Origin of the sequence: Williamsia maris (genome assembly GCF_024171815.1) — a bacterium.
GTDB classification, from domain to species: Bacteria; Actinomycetota; Actinomycetes; order Mycobacteriales; family Mycobacteriaceae; genus Williamsia_A; species Williamsia_A maris.
The window spans coordinates 608,222-623,773 of sequence record NZ_JAMTCJ010000002.1 but is presented as its reverse complement, the minus strand read 5'-3'; the positions used below and the strand labels follow the sequence as shown (position 1 = coordinate 623,773).

18 protein-coding genes and 1 tRNA gene are annotated in these 15,552 nt (G+C 67.9%); 10 read left to right on the top strand and 9 right to left on the bottom strand.

The genetic code is table 11. The features are described 5' to 3' along the window. Positions 1-7: 7 nt before the first annotated feature. Together LX13_RS09950 and LX13_RS09945 are read right to left on the bottom strand one after the other, a co-directional pair. Positions 8-238: a hypothetical protein gene (locus LX13_RS09950; protein WP_253661170.1), complete on the bottom strand. Its 231-nt coding sequence runs from the start codon at positions 236-238 to the stop codon at positions 8-10. Positions 239-310: 72 nt separating this feature from the next. Then, entirely contained in the window at positions 311-1,288 is a 978-nt protein-coding gene (locus tag LX13_RS09945; RefSeq protein WP_253661169.1) for a TauD/TfdA dioxygenase family protein, read from the bottom strand. Between the two features lie 216 nt (positions 1,289-1,504). On the opposite strand from LX13_RS09945, the gene LX13_RS09940 reads away from it, so the two are divergent. The 4 genes from LX13_RS09940 (at position 1,505) to LX13_RS09925 (ending at position 5,142) form a co-directional block, all read left to right on the top strand. Then, positions 1,505-2,155, top strand: coding sequence for an ABC transporter permease (locus tag LX13_RS09940; RefSeq protein WP_188487450.1), 651 nt, complete (start codon positions 1,505-1,507; stop codon positions 2,153-2,155). 1 nt (position 2,156) lies between these two features. Further along, positions 2,157-3,350 carry an ABC transporter ATP-binding protein gene (locus LX13_RS09935; RefSeq protein WP_188487452.1) on the top strand — a complete coding sequence of 398 codons (1,194 nt, stop codon included), beginning with the start codon at positions 2,157-2,159 and terminating at the stop codon, positions 3,348-3,350. Beyond that, on the top strand, positions 3,347-4,111 hold the full coding sequence (locus LX13_RS09930; RefSeq protein WP_253661168.1) for an ABC transporter permease: 765 nt from the start codon (positions 3,347-3,349) through the stop codon (positions 4,109-4,111). Before LX13_RS09935 ends, LX13_RS09930 begins: the two co-directional genes overlap by 4 nt. Positions 4,112-4,197: 86 nt before the next feature. Then, on the top strand, positions 4,198-5,142 hold the full coding sequence (locus LX13_RS09925) for a glycine betaine ABC transporter substrate-binding protein (RefSeq protein ID WP_253661167.1): 945 nt from the start codon (positions 4,198-4,200) through the stop codon (positions 5,140-5,142). A gap of 41 nt (positions 5,143-5,183) precedes the next feature. Here the strand turns inward: LX13_RS09925 and LX13_RS09920 are convergent, their stop codons facing one another. Beyond that, positions 5,184-5,459 (bottom strand): hypothetical protein, encoded by a 276-nt coding sequence (locus LX13_RS09920; RefSeq protein ID WP_253661166.1) that lies wholly within the window; start codon positions 5,457-5,459, stop codon positions 5,184-5,186. 167 nt (positions 5,460-5,626) lie between these two features. After that, positions 5,627-5,827: a hypothetical protein gene (locus LX13_RS09915; RefSeq protein ID WP_253661165.1), complete on the bottom strand. Its 201-nt coding sequence runs from the start codon at positions 5,825-5,827 to the stop codon at positions 5,627-5,629. A gap of 169 nt (positions 5,828-5,996) precedes the next feature. Between LX13_RS09915 and LX13_RS09910 the strand changes: the two genes are divergently transcribed. Both LX13_RS09910 and LX13_RS09905 read left to right on the top strand, forming a co-directional pair. Further along, positions 5,997-7,799, top strand: coding sequence for a penicillin-binding transpeptidase domain-containing protein (locus tag LX13_RS09910; protein ID WP_253661164.1), 1,803 nt, complete (start codon positions 5,997-5,999; stop codon positions 7,797-7,799). Positions 7,800-7,884: 85 nt separating this feature from the next. Then, positions 7,885-8,172 (top strand): hypothetical protein, encoded by a 288-nt coding sequence (locus LX13_RS09905; RefSeq protein ID WP_253661163.1) that lies wholly within the window; start codon positions 7,885-7,887, stop codon positions 8,170-8,172. Here the strand turns inward: LX13_RS09905 and LX13_RS09900 are convergent. The 3 genes from LX13_RS09900 to LX13_RS09890 all read right to left on the bottom strand — a co-directional run bounded on the left by LX13_RS09900 (position 8,169) and on the right by LX13_RS09890 (position 10,231). Next, positions 8,169-8,489, bottom strand: coding sequence for a PucR family transcriptional regulator (locus tag LX13_RS09900; protein ID WP_253661162.1), 321 nt, complete (start codon positions 8,487-8,489; stop codon positions 8,169-8,171). The genes LX13_RS09905 and LX13_RS09900 overlap by 4 nt on opposite strands. Then, complete coding sequence (locus tag LX13_RS09895) at positions 8,417-9,373, bottom strand: RsbRD N-terminal domain-containing protein (RefSeq protein ID WP_253661161.1); 957 nt, start codon at positions 9,371-9,373, stop codon at positions 8,417-8,419. Before LX13_RS09895 ends, LX13_RS09900 begins: the two co-directional genes overlap by 73 nt. 114 nt (positions 9,374-9,487) lie before the next feature. After that, positions 9,488-10,231, bottom strand: coding sequence for a pirin family protein (locus LX13_RS09890; RefSeq protein WP_253661160.1), 744 nt, complete (start codon positions 10,229-10,231; stop codon positions 9,488-9,490). 151 nt (positions 10,232-10,382) lie between these two features. Here LX13_RS09890 and LX13_RS09885 point away from each other — a divergent pair, with 151 nt between their 5' ends. The 3 genes from LX13_RS09885 (at position 10,383) to LX13_RS09875 (ending at position 12,817) form a co-directional block, all read left to right on the top strand. Continuing rightward, entirely contained in the window at positions 10,383-11,429 is a 1,047-nt protein-coding gene (locus LX13_RS09885) for a beta-ketoacyl-ACP synthase III (RefSeq protein ID WP_253661159.1), read from the top strand. Positions 11,430-11,481: 52 nt separating this feature from the next. Continuing rightward, entirely contained in the window at positions 11,482-12,099 is a 618-nt protein-coding gene (locus LX13_RS09880; protein ID WP_253661158.1) for a MarC family protein, read from the top strand. Between the two features lie 61 nt (positions 12,100-12,160). Further along, on the top strand, positions 12,161-12,817 hold the full coding sequence (locus LX13_RS09875; protein WP_253661157.1) for a hypothetical protein: 657 nt from the start codon (positions 12,161-12,163) through the stop codon (positions 12,815-12,817). A 112-nt stretch (positions 12,818-12,929) separates the two neighbouring features. Here LX13_RS09875 and LX13_RS09870 read toward each other — a convergent pair whose 3' ends face one another. Both LX13_RS09870 and LX13_RS09865 read right to left on the bottom strand, forming a co-directional pair. Next, positions 12,930-13,460 (bottom strand): hypothetical protein, encoded by a 531-nt coding sequence (locus LX13_RS09870; protein ID WP_253661156.1) that lies wholly within the window; start codon positions 13,458-13,460, stop codon positions 12,930-12,932. Between the two features lie 178 nt (positions 13,461-13,638). Then, positions 13,639-13,724, bottom strand: a tRNA-Leu gene (locus LX13_RS09865). Positions 13,725-14,075: 351 nt separating this feature from the next. Here LX13_RS09865 and LX13_RS09860 point away from each other — a divergent pair. Next, positions 14,076-15,539 (top strand): FHA domain-containing protein, encoded by a 1,464-nt coding sequence (locus LX13_RS09860; protein ID WP_253661155.1) that lies wholly within the window; start codon positions 14,076-14,078, stop codon positions 15,537-15,539. Positions 15,540-15,552: the final 13 nt, after the last annotated feature.

Here is a 15,552-nt window from a genome sequence, read left to right as displayed (position 1 = left end):
GTCGTGCTCAGCGGTCGCCGGATTCGGCGACCTGCGATCGGACGTCGGATTCACTCGCACCGCCGCCGACGACGAAGATCCGCTCGCCTGCGTGCGCACCGTTGACCCAGGGACCGTCGTCGGTCTCCTGCCAGTCGATCAGCTTCCCGTCGGCGTCGAACGCCAGGGCCGACCGCTGCGGGTACTCGCCCGCGATCTGGGCGATCGTGTGGGCGACGGCCTCGACATCTCGTGCCATGTGTCTGGTCCTCTCGACGCGTGTGTCGTCGACAGTACCCACCGAGGGCCGACCCCGAACGGACTCGAGGGCTCAGAAGTCGCGGATGCTGCGATCGCTCGCCGGCTCGAAGTCCGGGATCCGACGCGCGGTGTCGACCACGGAGTAGCCGGACGCATCGCCGTTGAGCGACACCGACGGTCGACCGTCGACGCCCACCGGGATGTCGCCGGCCAGCGTGACCCGGTTGACCTTGCGGTAGGCCGAACCGAAGTCGGCGACGCCGTAGTGCTGCGTGGAGCGGTTGTCCCAGATCGCCAGGTCGCCCGCGTTCCAGTTCCACCGGAAGGTGTTGTCGGGGCGCTCGATCCGCGCCTGCAGCAGACGCAGGATGTCGGCGGTCTCCGAGGTCTTCAGTCCCACGAAGGACTCCACGAAATGACCGAGGGTCAGTGCGCGCTCGCCGGTCTCGGGATGTACGCGGACGACCGGGTGCTCCGTCCGGAAGATGGTCTTGTGGAACTCCGCGCGGTACTCGGGGTCGCTGCTGTCACCCACGGTCAGGTGTTCGGCGTAGTCGTAGTCGTTGGTGTGCACGGCTCGGAGGTTGTCGGCGAGCAGGCGCAGCGGCTCCGGCAGAGCCGCGTAACCGGCGACCGTCGAGGCCCACATCGTCGCTCCGCCGTACTCCGGCTGAACCACCGCGCGCAGGATCGACATCTTCGGGATGCGGTCGACGAAGGTGACGTCGGTGTGCCACGAGTTGGCCGCGCCCTCGAGGGGCAGCAGGTCCTCCCCACGGGACAGGACCGTCGGGTGTGCCTTGGTCGGGACGCCGAGGCGCTGCCCGAACGCGTACTGCGCGTCGTCGTCGATGTGGTGCTGGCCGGTGATGATCACGGCCTTGTGAACGGCGACGACGCGGGCGATCGCGGCGACGGTCGCGGCGTCGAGATCGGCATGGATGTGGAGTCCGTCGATCCGTGCACCCAGGTTGTGACCCAGCTTGGTCACGCGAAACGGGGTGTGCGAGGAGGAATGGACTCCGGGGGTCTCGAGTATCGCTGTCATGGTCGGCCTTTCACATAGCTATCCAGCCAGTTTCGCCGTGGGACGCACCATCTCGAAAGGTTTGGCGCATACTGATCGCAACCCGGTCGGCCGAAGGATCCTTTGCGCCCGACCACCTGCGGTCCACGTCGAGAACCCGGCGGATCACCGCCCATCGTGCTCGCATGATTCGACGTTTCCACCCCATTCAGGGGCATCAGCAGTGAGGATCGACTCGTGGATTCAGTGTGGACATACTTCACTGATCATCGCCGACAGCTGCTTTTCGACTCATATCAGCACGTCAGCGCGGTGGTTCAGAGCGTCATTCTCGCGACCCTGATCGCATTGATCATCAGCATCGCGTCCTACCGCAGCGCCACCGCATCCGCGCTGGCCAACTCGCTGTCGTCGGTGATCCTAACAATTCCGTCATTTGCGCTCCTGGGCCTGCTGATCCCGATCTTCCATCTCGGCGTCACGCCCAGTGTCATTGCGCTGGTCCTTTATTCGCTCTTGCCGATCATCCGCAACACGATCGTCGCTCTCTCGTCGATCGATCCCGCCCTGATCGATGCCGCCCGGGGTACCGGGATGTCGCGAGTACAGACGCTGTACCGCATCGAACTCCGACTGGCCTGGCCGGCCGTCCTGTCCGGGATGCGCGTCAGCTCGCAGCTGGCGATGGGCATCCTGGCCATCGCGGCGTACGCGAAGGGGCCGGGCCTGGGCAACCTCATCTTCTCCGCGCTCGCCCGCATCGGCAGCCCCACCGCCATCCCGATGGCGTTGACCGGAACCATCCTCATCGTCGTCCTGGCGCTGATTCTCGACGCCATCTACATCCTCATCGGCCGCCTCACGACGTCGAAAGGACTACGTGACTGACATGACCACCTCCCAGAAGGCAGTTCCCCAACGCGCGGAAAACGCGGCCGGGGTCGACATCGTCCTCGATTCGGTGACCAAGCGGTACCCGGGCCAGAAGGCCGCGGCGGTCGACGACTTCTCGCTCACCATCAACGCCGGCGAGATCGTCGTGTTCGTCGGCCCCTCCGGATGCGGCAAGACCACCACGATGCGGATGATCAACCGACTGATCGAACCCACGTCGGGGTCGATCTTCATCGGCGGCAAGGACGCACTGTCCATCCCGGCCAACGAGTTACGCCGCTCGATCGGCTACTCCATCCAGCAGGCCGGTCTGTTCCCGCACATGACGATCGCGCAGAACGTCAGCATGGTGCCGAGTCTTCTCAAGTGGGACAAGAAGAAGACCGCGGCCCGCACCGAGGAGATGCTGCACCTCGTCGGCCTCGACCCGGCCATCTACCTCAACCGGTTCCCGCGCCAGCTCTCCGGTGGTCAGCAACAGCGTGTCGGTGTCGCCAGGGCGTTGGCCGCCGATCCCCCGGTGCTGCTGATGGACGAGCCGTTCGGTGCTGTCGACCCCATCACGCGAGCGTCGTTGCAGGACGAGCTGATCCGGCTGCACGCCGAGATCGGCACCACGATCGTGTTCGTCACCCACGACTTCAGTGAGGCCGTCAAGCTCGGTGACAAGATCGCCGTACTCGGTGATCGGTCCACCGTCGAGCAGTACGACACCCCCGAGGCGATCCTGGCCAACCCGGCCACCGAGATGGTCGCCGGATTCGTCGGCGGCGGCGCACTTCTGCAGCAGCTCGGATTGGTGCGCGTGCGTGACGTCGACCTACAGCAACGCCCGACGGCCCACGAGAACGATCCGGTCGACGATCTCGCCCGTGCCATCGACGCGACCGACGACAACTGGGGGATCATCCTCGACGATCGCGACCGGCCGGTGCGCTGGGTACGCGACCACCACCTGCGCAACGCTCGATCGTTGCGCGACAACGGAGTTCCCGCCGACCTGGTGTCGATGTCGTCGACGCTGCAGCAGGCGCTCGAGGCCATCCTGTCCACCGGTTGCGTCTCGGCCATCGTCACCGGCAAGAACGGAAGATACGAGGGCATCGTGACCATCGAGACCCTGATGGCCGCGATTCGTGACATCCGTGTGGAGACCGGACCCGACGCCGAAGCCAGGGAACCGGAATGACCACCACCGTCGACGCCGAGGTCGCCAAGGGCGAGGGCAGACTCCGTCTGTTCATCCAGCCCGTCCTGGTGCTGATCGTCGCTGCGGCCGTGCTGATCTGGGCGTTCACCCGCGACCTCACCGCGACGCAGAAGGAGACCATCAACGGCTCCAACGTGAGTTCGTTGGTCTGGCAACACCTGGTTATCAGTCTCGTCGTCGCCGCGATCGTCGTGGCCATCTCGGTTCCGCTCGGAACGGTGTTGAGCCGACCCCGTTTCCACCGTCTCGCCCCGATTGCCATCGCGATCGCGAACATCGGTCAGGCCACGCCGGCCATCGGCTTGCTGGTTCTCCTGTTTCTCTGGACCGCCACGACCGGGTTCTGGATCGGTGTCATACCGATCGCGATCTACTCGTTGCTGCCGGTACTCGCCAACACCCTCCTGGGTTATGAGCGCGTTGATCCCGCCGTGATCGACGCCGGTCGGGGTCAGGGCATGTCGAAGATGGGAATCCTGGTGCGCCTGGAGTTCCCGCTCGCCATCCCCTACATCCTGGCCGGGCTCCGCACCTCGCTCGTCCTCGCGGTCGGCACCGCGACACTGAGCTTCCTCGTCGACGCCGGTGGCCTCGGCATCCTCATCGACACCGGTTACAAGCTGCGCGACAACGTCGCCCTGGTGCTGGGCAGCGTGCTCGCAGCCTGCCTGGCTCTGATGGTCGACTGGGTGGGCGCATTGGCCGAACGCTGGCTGGGACCAAAGGGATTGCGAGTATGACAACCACATTGCAACACCGAGACCGACGGCCGGGACGCGTACGCCGCGCACTCAGAGCCACTACCCTGCTCGCGGCCGTCGCCTCGATGACCGCTGCGATCGGGGCCTGCGGACTCGCGTCCGGCAGTACGCCGCCGTTCACCGTGGGGGCCGGATCGATCAAGAACATCCCCGCGCTCGACGGGGTCAAGGTGACCGTCGGCTCCAAGGAGTTCACCGAGCAGGTGATCCTCGGCTACATCATCGAGTTCTCGTTGATGGCGGCCGGTGCCGACGTCCGCGACCTCACCAGCATCGTCGGTTCGCGCAGCACGCGCGACTCCCAGACGCAAGGTCAGGTCGACGTCACCTACGAGTACACCGGTACCGGGTGGATCAACTATCTCGGCAACGAGAAGCCGATCCCCGACTCGCGCAAGCAGTTCGAGGCCGTACGCGACGAGGACCTGAAGAAGAACAACATCGTGTGGACCGCGGTCGCGCCGATGGACAACACCTACGCGCTGGCGGCGAGTCCCGAGGTCATCAAGAGCACCGGGGTGAAGACGCTGAGTGAGTACGGAGCGCTGGTCAACAAGAACCCGGGTGCGGCGCGGACCTGTCTGGAGACCGAGTTCCGCAGTCGCCAGGACGGATTCCCGGGTGTGGCGAGCACATACGGCTTCCCGGTGACCAAGGCCCAGGTGTCGATCCTGCAGACCGGCATCATCTACCAGGCCACCGCAGACGCGACTCAGTGCAAGTTCGGAGAGGTGTTCACCACCGACGGGCGCATCAAGGCCCTCGGCCTGCAGCTGCTGACCGACGACAAGCAGTTCTTCCCGCACTACAACGCCGCGATCGTGATGCGCGAGGCCTACGCCAAGGAGCATCCCGACATCGAGAAGGTGATGACGCCGGTGTCGGACAAGCTGACCAACGACGTGATCACCGACCTCAACCTGCAGGTCGACGTCCAGGGCAAGGAGCCCGCCGAGGTCGCACGGGACTGGTTGATCAAAGAGGGATTCGTCAGCAAAAAGGGTTCCTGACCGGGGGGGGGCGTCCGCCGGCCGTCGCGCGAGGAGCGGCGTCAGAGCTGACCGAGCGGGACGGGCTCGGCCCCGCCGTCGGCCGACACGCGGACCGCGTGCGCGACGTCGCGGAGACCGTCGGTCCCGACCACCAGCGCGCCGTCCGGCCGCTGGACGATCGTCGTCATGCGTCCATCGCGACTGAGTAGTTCGATGACCCGTTCACCGGGCTGCCCCATGCCGTCGACCAGCACACCGGCGTGCCCACTGAGCCCGATGACCACGGTCTGCACTGCCGAACCGGTCTCACCGGTCGTCACACGCTTGTCATTCACTCGATGTCTCCGTCACGCGTCGCTCGAACCCGAAAAGCAGACACGGTAGCGAGGCCCCCCGAACGCGGCCCGTGCACATAATTCACTATCAGCAATCGACTATAGCCCCACCCGTACAGATGTGTTGTCGATCGCTCGACGGACATCGAACGATCGACTTGCTCGTCTCATCGGTCGACGGTGCGGGCCGTGCCGTCCGGGTGAACGCGAACCGCGCGACCCACCGCGTCCATGGCGTCGGTCCGGATCTCGACCGAACCGTCCGCGAACTGCACGATAGTGGCCGCAGTTCCGGCGGCATCCCCGAGTCGGACGGTTCTCGACGACTCGACCCTGGTGCGACCGCGGTCGTCCGAGTGGGAGCTCATGTCATCACCTCCGGGTGGGTACGTTTGCTAAGGATTCGTCGCCGGTCGGCATTCGGATGGTCACCGCCGCCGTGTCGCTCCGTGCCGGACGACGCCGACGGGACAGACTCGTGAACGACGTCGCGGCGGTCGCCCGTCCGTCACGGCCCGACCGAAGGGGACTCGACCCGTGCGAACCCGCCGCGCTCTGGTGGCCCTGCTCGTGACGCTGCTCGGGGTCGCGGGGTGCTCGTTGTTCGCCGACGACCCCGCCGACACCTACGACGCACTCGCCAGTGCCCTCACGACCACCGACGTCGACGCCGCGGCCGGTCACACCGACGACGCGGCGTCGGCGCGGGCCGCGATCACCTCGATGTACGCCGGGATGGGTTTCGGTGATCGCGCGGCCGCGCAGAAGGCAGGCAAGAAGGTCAGCGTGCGCGCCGAGGGCGTCGACTCGAAGTCCGGTCGCGGCTCGCTGGAGTTCCGGTGGACCTTCGGCCCCGGCAAGGAGTTCGCCTACCGCACCGAGGCCACCGCGACCGACGACGACGGGTGGCGGGTGCACTGGGACCCGACACTCCTGCATCCCGCCCTCACGCGGGCATTGAGCTTTCAGTACTCCGACGACAAGGACCTCGAGACCCCGGTGACCGACCGTCGTGGTCTCCCGCTGCTGACGTGGCAGACGGTCGGGGTCGTCACCGTGGCGCGCGATCAGGCCGCGGCGCGATCGACCGCCCTCGCCGGAATCCTGAACCGGATCGACCCGTCCATCACCGCGCGATCCATCCGCTCGTCCGCCGAGTCAGCCGGCTCCGACTCGGTCGCGGTGGTCACGCTGCGTGCGACCGACCTGGCGACCGTGCGCGGTCGGCTGCGAGCCGTACCCGGCGTCTCGGTGAGCGAGCAGGGAAAGCTGCTCACCGTCGACCGATCGCTGCGCTCCCCCGCCCTGGCGCAGATCCCGGACCGCTGGAACGACCGGATCACCGCCAGCGCCGGGTGGTCGGTGGACCTGGTGGACGGCGCGGGCACCACAGTCGACCGACTGGCCACCCGCGCGCCCGGCGACGTCGACGCCGTGCCGTTGACGATGGACCTCCGGCTGCAGCGACTGGCGCAGCAGGCGGTGGCCGGCGAGACCAAGCCGACCGCACTGGTCGCGATCTCGGCGTCGACGGGCGGAATCCTCGCGGTGGCGCAGAACACGGCCGCCGACCGCCAGGGCCCGATCGCACTGTCGGGCCTCTATCCGCCCGGGTCGACGTTCAAGACGGTGACCACCGCGGCCGCGCTGCAGTCGGGCGACGTCACCGCGGCCACGCCGCTGCCCTGCCCCGGTCGGGCGACGATCGAGAACCGCACCATCCCCAACGAGGACGAGTTCGACCTCGGCACCGTGCCACTGCGCACGGCCTTCGCGCAGTCGTGCAACACCACCATGGGCGCCCTCTCCGACAAGCTCGGTCCCACGGCGTTGCGCGACACCGCCGCCCGGTTGGGCATCGGCGTCGACTTCGTCGCACCCGGGATCACCACGGTGACCGGGAGCGTGCCCGCCGCCGACACCCCGGCACAGCGCGTCGAGAGCGGCATAGGCCAGGGACGCGTCACCACGAGCCCGTTCGGTCTCGCCGTCGCCGAGGCGAGCCTGGCGCACGGCTCGATGATCCTTCCGTCGCTGCTGTCGGGTCAGACCACGACCGCTGACCAGCGTCCCGCGGCTCTCGACCCTGCGGTGGTGTCGCAGATCCGGTCGTTGATGCGCGACACCGTGACCACCGGTACGGCGCGGTCGTTGCGGGACATCCCCGGTCTCGGCGGCAAGACCGGAACCGCCGAGTTCGGCGACAACTCGAGTGCGCACGGCTGGTTCGCGGGCATCCTCGGCGACGTCGCCTTCGCGACACTGGTCGTCGGGGGCGACTCCTCGAGCCCGGCCGTCTCGGTCTCCGGTCAGTTCCTACGCGGGTCGCTGGGCGACTGAGGTCTCCTTCCGAGCTCGCTGAGGCGTCGCTCACGTTTCTGCCACCGGCGACTGACACTATCAACGGTGTGAGATAGTCGAATCCATGAAAACGCCTGGTCGAGGTGCGACGCGCCCGACGACTGCCCTCGCCGAGCAGCCCGAGACCCACCCCGCCATCGGCTTGACGGTCGTCGTCGACACCGGCGACGGCGTCGGAGCCCGCGGAGTGATCGTGGACGACTTCGGCGACCTCGCCGGAACCCCGGTCGGGATCGGCACCGAGCGGGTGGCCACCGCACGCCGGTGGGCCGTGGACATCGACGGTGGACACATCGTCTTCGTCGACGACGCCGCGCTCCTCGAGATCCACCCCGAGGTCTCGGACTCCTAGCCCGACGTCTCCGGGGCGTCGCCGTCCGAGGCGACGTTCCCGCGATCACGGCCGTGCAGTCGCGCCGCGGCCAACACCCAGCTGCCCTCGGGGTCCTGGGGATCGTGTCCGGTCAGTTTCGCCACCCGCGCCAACCGGTAGGCCACGGTGTTGCGATGGATGTGCATGCTCTGCGCCGTCGCCAGCTGATTGCACGAGTTGTCGAGGAACGTCCACAACGTCTCCTGCGCAACCGAATCCGACCTCAGTGCATCACTGACCCGCTCCAGGTACGGATGGGCGGGCCGAGCGGTCGCCACCACGTACGGGAACAGCACGTCGTCACCGACGCAGAGGCTGTCGGACCGCTCGAGCAACCGGGCTGTGCGACACAGTGTCTGGCCTCGATCCGCGCGGCGGGGATGCCCGTCGGGGTGGCCGGTGCGGACACACCGGCCCAGAACGTCGGGGACACCTCCGACAGGTCGGACCGCGGGACGAAACCCTCGAGGACCTCGACCGCCCCACGCCCGTCGACATCGGTTGCGGCCGCCGGGATCAACGCCGTCCACCCCGACGTGTCCGACACCGTCAACGCGCCGTCGTCCGCCGCGGTGCGGGTGTGGATCTCGCGCAGGATGCGGGGATCGCAGTGCGGGGCGGGTTCGAACGCCGCCACCACATACGCCTTCGCCAGCGGGCCGGCGCGATCGAGGGTTCCCGGCGGCGGTGAGGCCCCACTGAGCAGTGCCGTCGCGACCGCGCGCTTCGCGTCACCTCGCGTCCACACATGGTCGGAGACGATCAGCGGACTGCACGCGACGGCGATCTGGCCGGTGACGGTGGTCAGGTACCGGACCAGCGCGGCGGCGGATTCCAGCATGAACGCGCTGTCCTGCTCGACCAACGCACCGGTCAGCTGGTCCCAGATCGTCGTCGCGCCGCCCTGGTACACCGCCAGGATCTCCTCGAGGGGAACGCCGTCGCGCTGACGCATGAGCGCGAGCTCGATGAGCGGACCGAGCTCCTCGGTCGTCGGCATCGTCCGCGTCTGCAGGTAGCGGAAGTACAGGTCGACGTTGAGACGCGACCCGTGCACCATGTCGTGCTCGACGGGAGCGCTCGGGGCGTCGTCGTGTGCGGGCACCTTCGACGAGAACCCGTTGATCACGGTGTACGCCTGCTGGTGCAGGCGACGGATGACCTCGGTCCGCCCCTCCATCGATCTCTCCCCCCGGCCGCCCCGACTTGGGCGCACGCACATCCAGTGTCACCAATTGTTTGTCGAAGTGCCAGTGATCGGTCGCAGGACCCGTGCCGGTGGGTCCTCGCCGGCTCAGAGGTCGAACGAGGCGTGCATCTCCCAGTAGAGGATCTCGACGTCGGACACGGCCGTCACCGCGGCCGGTCCGTCGGCGGCCATGTCGGTGTGGCGCGTGACGTCGCCGGCGGCCAGGACCCCGACACCGTCGACCTCCACCTCGCCACGCGCGACGAACAGGTGCCCGAACTGCGCGGGCGGCAGATCGACCCGCACCCCGGACGGCAGGCGCGCGACATGCAGTGCGACATAGCGATTGGCGATCGACACGGCCGGGGTGTCGGCGTGTCGGCGCAGCCCGGACACCACCGGCACCAACGCCCCGTCGGCGAGGTCGGCGGTGAAGTCCCGCTCGGCGTAGCTCGGATCGAGTCCGTCGGTGTCGGGCGGCAACCACATCTGCACGACGTGCGCGGCGAGCCCCTCGGCCCGGGTGGACGCGTTGCGTTCGGAGTGGGTGATGCCGCGGCCCGCGGTCATCCGCTGGACCAGGCCCGGGACGATCACCCCGCTGTGCCCGCTGGAGTCGCGATGCTCGATGCTGCCCGCCAACAGCCAGGTGACGATCTCGGAGTCGCGGTGCTGGTGGGTGTCGAATCCGGACCCGACATCGACGACGTCCTCGTTGTGCACCATGAGCACGCCGAACGCGTTGGCCTGGAGGTCGAAGTTGCCGGTGACCGGGAACGACTGCGCCGAATGCAGCCATTCGTTGCTCCAGTGGTGGCGCTGCGCACCACGAATCACCGCGACCGGCATCGACCGGGACCTCCCCGTCATGAAATAGCGGCACCGTGTGTGTCACGGCCCGCGACGGAGTTTAGGCTCGCAGGAGACGCCGTGCGCATGTGCGGCGGCAGGAGTCACCGGTGTGGTTGGGGACCGGACGTTCGTGCATGAGGAGAAGTAGATGACCGCCGGAATCTCGACCGCATCGACCACCGACCACGTCGGCATCCTGGGATTGGGTGTCTACCGTCCACGCCGGTCGGTACCGAACTCGGAGATCATCGAGGCGATCGACTCGAGCGACGAGTGGATCCAGACCCGCTCGGGCATCAAGACCCGTGGTTTCGCGGGTGACGACGAGACCATCGTCAGCATGAGCCTCGCGGCGGCCCGCAAGGCCCTCGAGGCCTCCGGCGTGGACCCCGCGCAGATCGGCGCCATCGTGCTCGCGACATCGTCGATGCTCGTACTCGGTCCGTCCGCGGGCGCCGTCCTGGCCACCGAACTCGGCATCGAGAACTGCGCGGCGTTCGACGTCGGCGCCGGTTGTGCCGGGTTCTGCTACTCGCTGGCCACGGCCGCGGGGCTGGTCCGCTCCGGTGCGGCCAAGTACGCACTGGTCGTCGGCGTCGAACGACTGACCGACCTGTTGGATCCGACCGACCGCAGCTGCGCGTTCATCTTCGCCGACGGCGCGGGTGCCGTGGTGATCGGACCGTCCGACGTCGAGGGCGTCGGACCGGTCTCGTGGGGCAGCGACGGCTCGCAGACCACGGCCATCAAGCAGGACAAGGACTTCGGGCAGTACTTCGACGAGGTCGCCGAGGCCGAGGCCACCGGCGGCACGTCGGTCCGGCCCTACATCCGCATGAACGGTCCCGCGGTGTTCCGCTGGGCGATCACGTTCCTCGAGAAGGCCTGCCGTGACGCCATCGACAACGCCGGCGTCACGCCGGAGGACATCGACGCGTTCATCCCGCACCAGGCCAACAGCCGCATCACCGAGGCACTCGTCCGCGTGCTCAAGTTCCCGGACAACACGGTCGTCGCCAACGACATCTCGCAGTCGGGCAACACCAGCGCCGCGTCGATCCCGATGGCCATGGAAGAGCTCCTGCGCAGCGGTGAGGCCAAGCCCGGCGACACCGCGTTGCTGATGGGATTCGGTGCGGGTCTGGCCTACGCCGGCCAGGTCGTCACGCTGCCGCCGATCGCCGCCTCCGCCTGATCGGATCGGGCCGCGATTCGCCTGACGGGCGGTCGCGGCCCACACTGCTCAGGTGGGTTTCGACGTCACCGAGTACACAACGGTCCTCATCACGCTGATCGTGATCATGGACCCGCCCGGTCAGATCCCGATCTTCCTGTCGCTGGTGGGACATCAGACGCCCGCCGAGCGACACCGTGCGGCCTGGCAGGCCCCCGCGATCAGCTTCCTGGTGATCAGCACGTTCGCCCTCGGCGGCAAGTTCATCCTCAGCTACCTGCACATCGGCGTCCCGGCGCTGCAGGGCGCAGGCGGTCTGCTGTTGCTGCTCGTCGCATTGCAGCTGCTGACCGGGCAGGGCAACGCGTCCTCACCCAAGGCCGCCGACGGCGTCAACGTGGCCCTGGTGCCGCTGGGGACCCCGCTGCTGGCCGGACCGGGCGCCATCGCGGCGGTCATCGTCGCGGTGTCGCAGGCCGACGGCCACGGAGCGGCCTACATCGCCATCGCCGCGGCGATCATCACCGTCCATCTCGTTCTCGCCCTGGTCCTGCGGTTCTCCACCGTGCTGATCCGCATCCTCGGGGTGGGCGGGGTGACGCTGGTGGCCAAGATCGCCGGTCTGCTGCTGGCCGCGATCGCCGTGCAGCTCATCGCGAACTCGATCATGGGGTTCATCGACGCGCGCTGAGTGTGCACAGCCGGTGCCTGGTGGTCTCGGGCGGCACACCCCTGCGGCACAATCAGCGACGATGAACTCGATTCTTGCGATCGTCCCGCTGGCGGCGGTCGACTCGATCAACGTCCTGGCTCTGCTCGCGGTGTCCTATGTATGGGTCTCCGCCCCGTCGCGAGGTGCCTACGTCCGGACGGCAGGCGCCTTCGTGGTCGGCGGAGTGTGCGGACTGGCGATCACGCTGGCGTTCTCGTTCACCGTGATCCTCGGGCTCGTCCATCGCGCGATCGACGCGTTCCCCCCGACCGCGATCGCGGTGATCGCGCTGGTGATCGCCGTCGTCGTCTTCGGGATGGCGGTGCAGGGCTTCCGTCGTCCACCCACATCGCTCCCCGTACAACGCACGGTGCGTCCACTCGGCGCCTTCGCGCTGGGACTGCTCACGTGGGCGATCCAGTCGTTGACGTCGGCGCCGTTCTACGGGGCGATCGCGGTGATGGCCGACGACGGCACGGTCGTCCGTGTGGTCGTGTCGGTCGTGTTCGTACTGATCGCACTCGTCCCGGTCACGAGCCTGCTGCTCGCGTTGACACTGTTCCCGCAGGAGACCGGTCAGCGCCTGCTCGACCGCATGCAACGCGCGCTGCCGATCGCGTCACGCGTCGTGTCGGTCATCCTCATGATCGGTGCGGTCATCGCCGCCGTCCTCGCCATCGACTCGCTGGCGGGCTGAGCGCCGTCGCGAGGCACTCGACGACGAACGACGAACGAGCCGGACAACCCTGGATGGGACTGCCCGGCTCGTCGGGTTCAGTGTCTCTCCAGATGAGTTGTGCTGCCGGGGATCACGATCCGAAGCAGAAGATCCCGGTGCACGGCGGTGTGTAGGTGATCGTCACGGTGAACGAACCCTCGTTGTTGGCGAAGCCGTCGACGTTGTCGTTGAACGCGAACGACAGCGGGCCGGAGCCGGACAGCGTCGTCGGGCCGGCACCCACCAGCACGGGATCGGCGGTGCCGACCTTGCCCACCAGCGCCATGAAGGGGCGGTCGGCGAGCACGCACTGACTCTCCGGCGAGCTGGTGCAGTTGAGGGTCGAGAAGCCGTTCGGCCCCGCGACGTCGGTCGTGTAGCCGGGATCGAAGGTCGCCGTCCCGGTCGCCGTCACCGACACCGTCGACCCCGCGGCCACGGTCACACCGCTCTGGGCGAAGACGTTGTTCGCGCCTGCGGTCTTGGCGTCGATCGTGATGGTCTTGGTGACCGGTGCCGCGTTCGCGACCGCCGGGGTGGCGAGGCCGATGCCACCGGCGACCACGGCCGCGGCCGCGGCGATGGCCCCGATGCGGGCGCGGGTGGTGGTGGGTGAGTTCATGATTTCCCCTTCGGACGTCGATGCTCACTGATGAGTCGAGGCACCAGGGTCTGCGGTGCCGGGGGGAAGTACAGCAACGGACTGCAAATATTTTGTAAAGCCGGATCGCGTGACCGCGCCCGAGAGACGAGAAAGCCCGGATCGCATGTCGCGATCCGGGCTGTCCCGTCGAACCTGATGGTGGGCGAAGGGGGACTTGAACCCCCACGTCCCGAAGGACACTGGCACCTGAAGCCAGCGCGTCTGCCATTCCGCCACTCGCCCGTGACTTGCCCGTCGAAGCGACCGGGCGGTGAAAAATCCGCTGCAGAAACGGACTGCAAGACGATAGCACGCAGTCCCCACCGCACTTAAATCGTCACGCCCGCACCATTGCACCCAGTCGTCGTCGAATCCGTTGCGGCGTCCCGGCGTCACCCGGCCACAGGTGCGTGATCCATATGCGCAGGTCGGGGCGATGCGTCCATCCGATCGGGGGCCGGTTACCCATCTGCGACACCTGTGACTAGCGTGGCGGGTGATGCCGTGATGGCACGATTGGCCAGTTGAATCGCTATCATCAAACGGCGTAAGAAGCACGGCGACACGCTGATGGCGCGAAGGGAGGTCCCCGACATGGGAATTCTGCAACGAATCGAGCGCAAGCTCGAGGGTGCGGTCGACGACGGTTTTGCCCGCGTGTTCGGGGGCAAGGTCGCGCCCCAGGAGGTCGAAGGCGCTCTGCAGCGTGAGGCCGAGGACTCCATCGAGGATCTCGGCGACGGCGGAAAGCTCGTGCCCAACAGCTACACAGTCGTGGTCAGCTCGACCGACCACGAGCAGATGGCGGCCGAGTACGAGCTCAACCGCAAGACGTTCTCCAAGCATTTGGAGCATTTCATCCGCGACAACGGGTGGCAGACCTACGGTGATGTGATCGTCGAGTTCGAGCACTCACCGACGCTGCACACCGGTCAGTTCCGCGCACGCGGTGCGGTCGACCCCGATGTCCGCCCGCAACCGGTCGGTTCTCGGGTGTCCGCGCCACCACCGGCCGCAGCACGGCCGCGCCCCCACCCGACCGCACACGGTTCACACCCGAACTCAGAAGCAGGAGCCTTGCCGATGACCCAGAACTCAGGACCGGACCAGCGTCGCGGTTACGAACCCGCAGGCGGATACGACCAGGGCGAGCGGGGCTACGACCAGGGTGACCGCGGCTACGGCCAGGGCGCCTACCCACCCGAGTCCGATCGCGGCTACGGCGCGCCCGCCGAGGGCGGCTATGTCAACGGCGCCGGCTATGAGCAGGGCGGCTACGAACAGGGTGGTTACCGCGGTGGAGCCGACGCAGGTGGATACGCCGCGCCCGACGCCGACCCGAACTACGCCGACCGCGGCTACCGCGACGCCGGTTACCAGCAGGGTGGCGGCTACGACCGCAACGCCGGGTACGAGCAGCAGCCCGGTTACGACCAGGGCGCCTACCGGACCGGTGGCGGCTACCAGCAGGGCGGCTACGGCCAGGCCGGCGGATACGACCAGGGCGGCTACGACCAGAACTACGACCGCGGCTACCAGCAGGGCGACGCGGCACCGAACTACGCCGACCCGGGCTACCGGGACGAGGCATACCGCGAGGGCGGCTACGACCAGGGCGGGTACGCGCCTCGCGGCGGCTACCAGCAGGGCTACGCCGACCCGCAGCACGACCAGGCCGGCTACGCGGGCGGCGGCTACGACCAGGGTGGCTACCAGGGCGGCGGGTACGACCAGGGCTACGGCGCCGCGACGGCCGCACCGGCATACGCGCCGACCGCCATCACGCTGGTCCTCGAGGACGGCAGCAACCGCACCTTCGCGCTGCGTGACGGCTCCAACGTCATCGGCCGCGGCCAGGACGCCCAGTTCCGGCTCCCCGACACCGGCGTCTCCCGTCGCCACGTCGAGATCCGCTGGGACGGCCACGTCGCGCTGCTGCACGACCTGAACTCCACCAACGGCACCACCGTCAACGACGTGGCCGTGAGCAGCTGGGAACTCGCCGACGGCGACCGCATCCGCGTCGGCCACTCCGACATCACCGTCCGCTTCGGGTAGCCGCCGCGTCGGC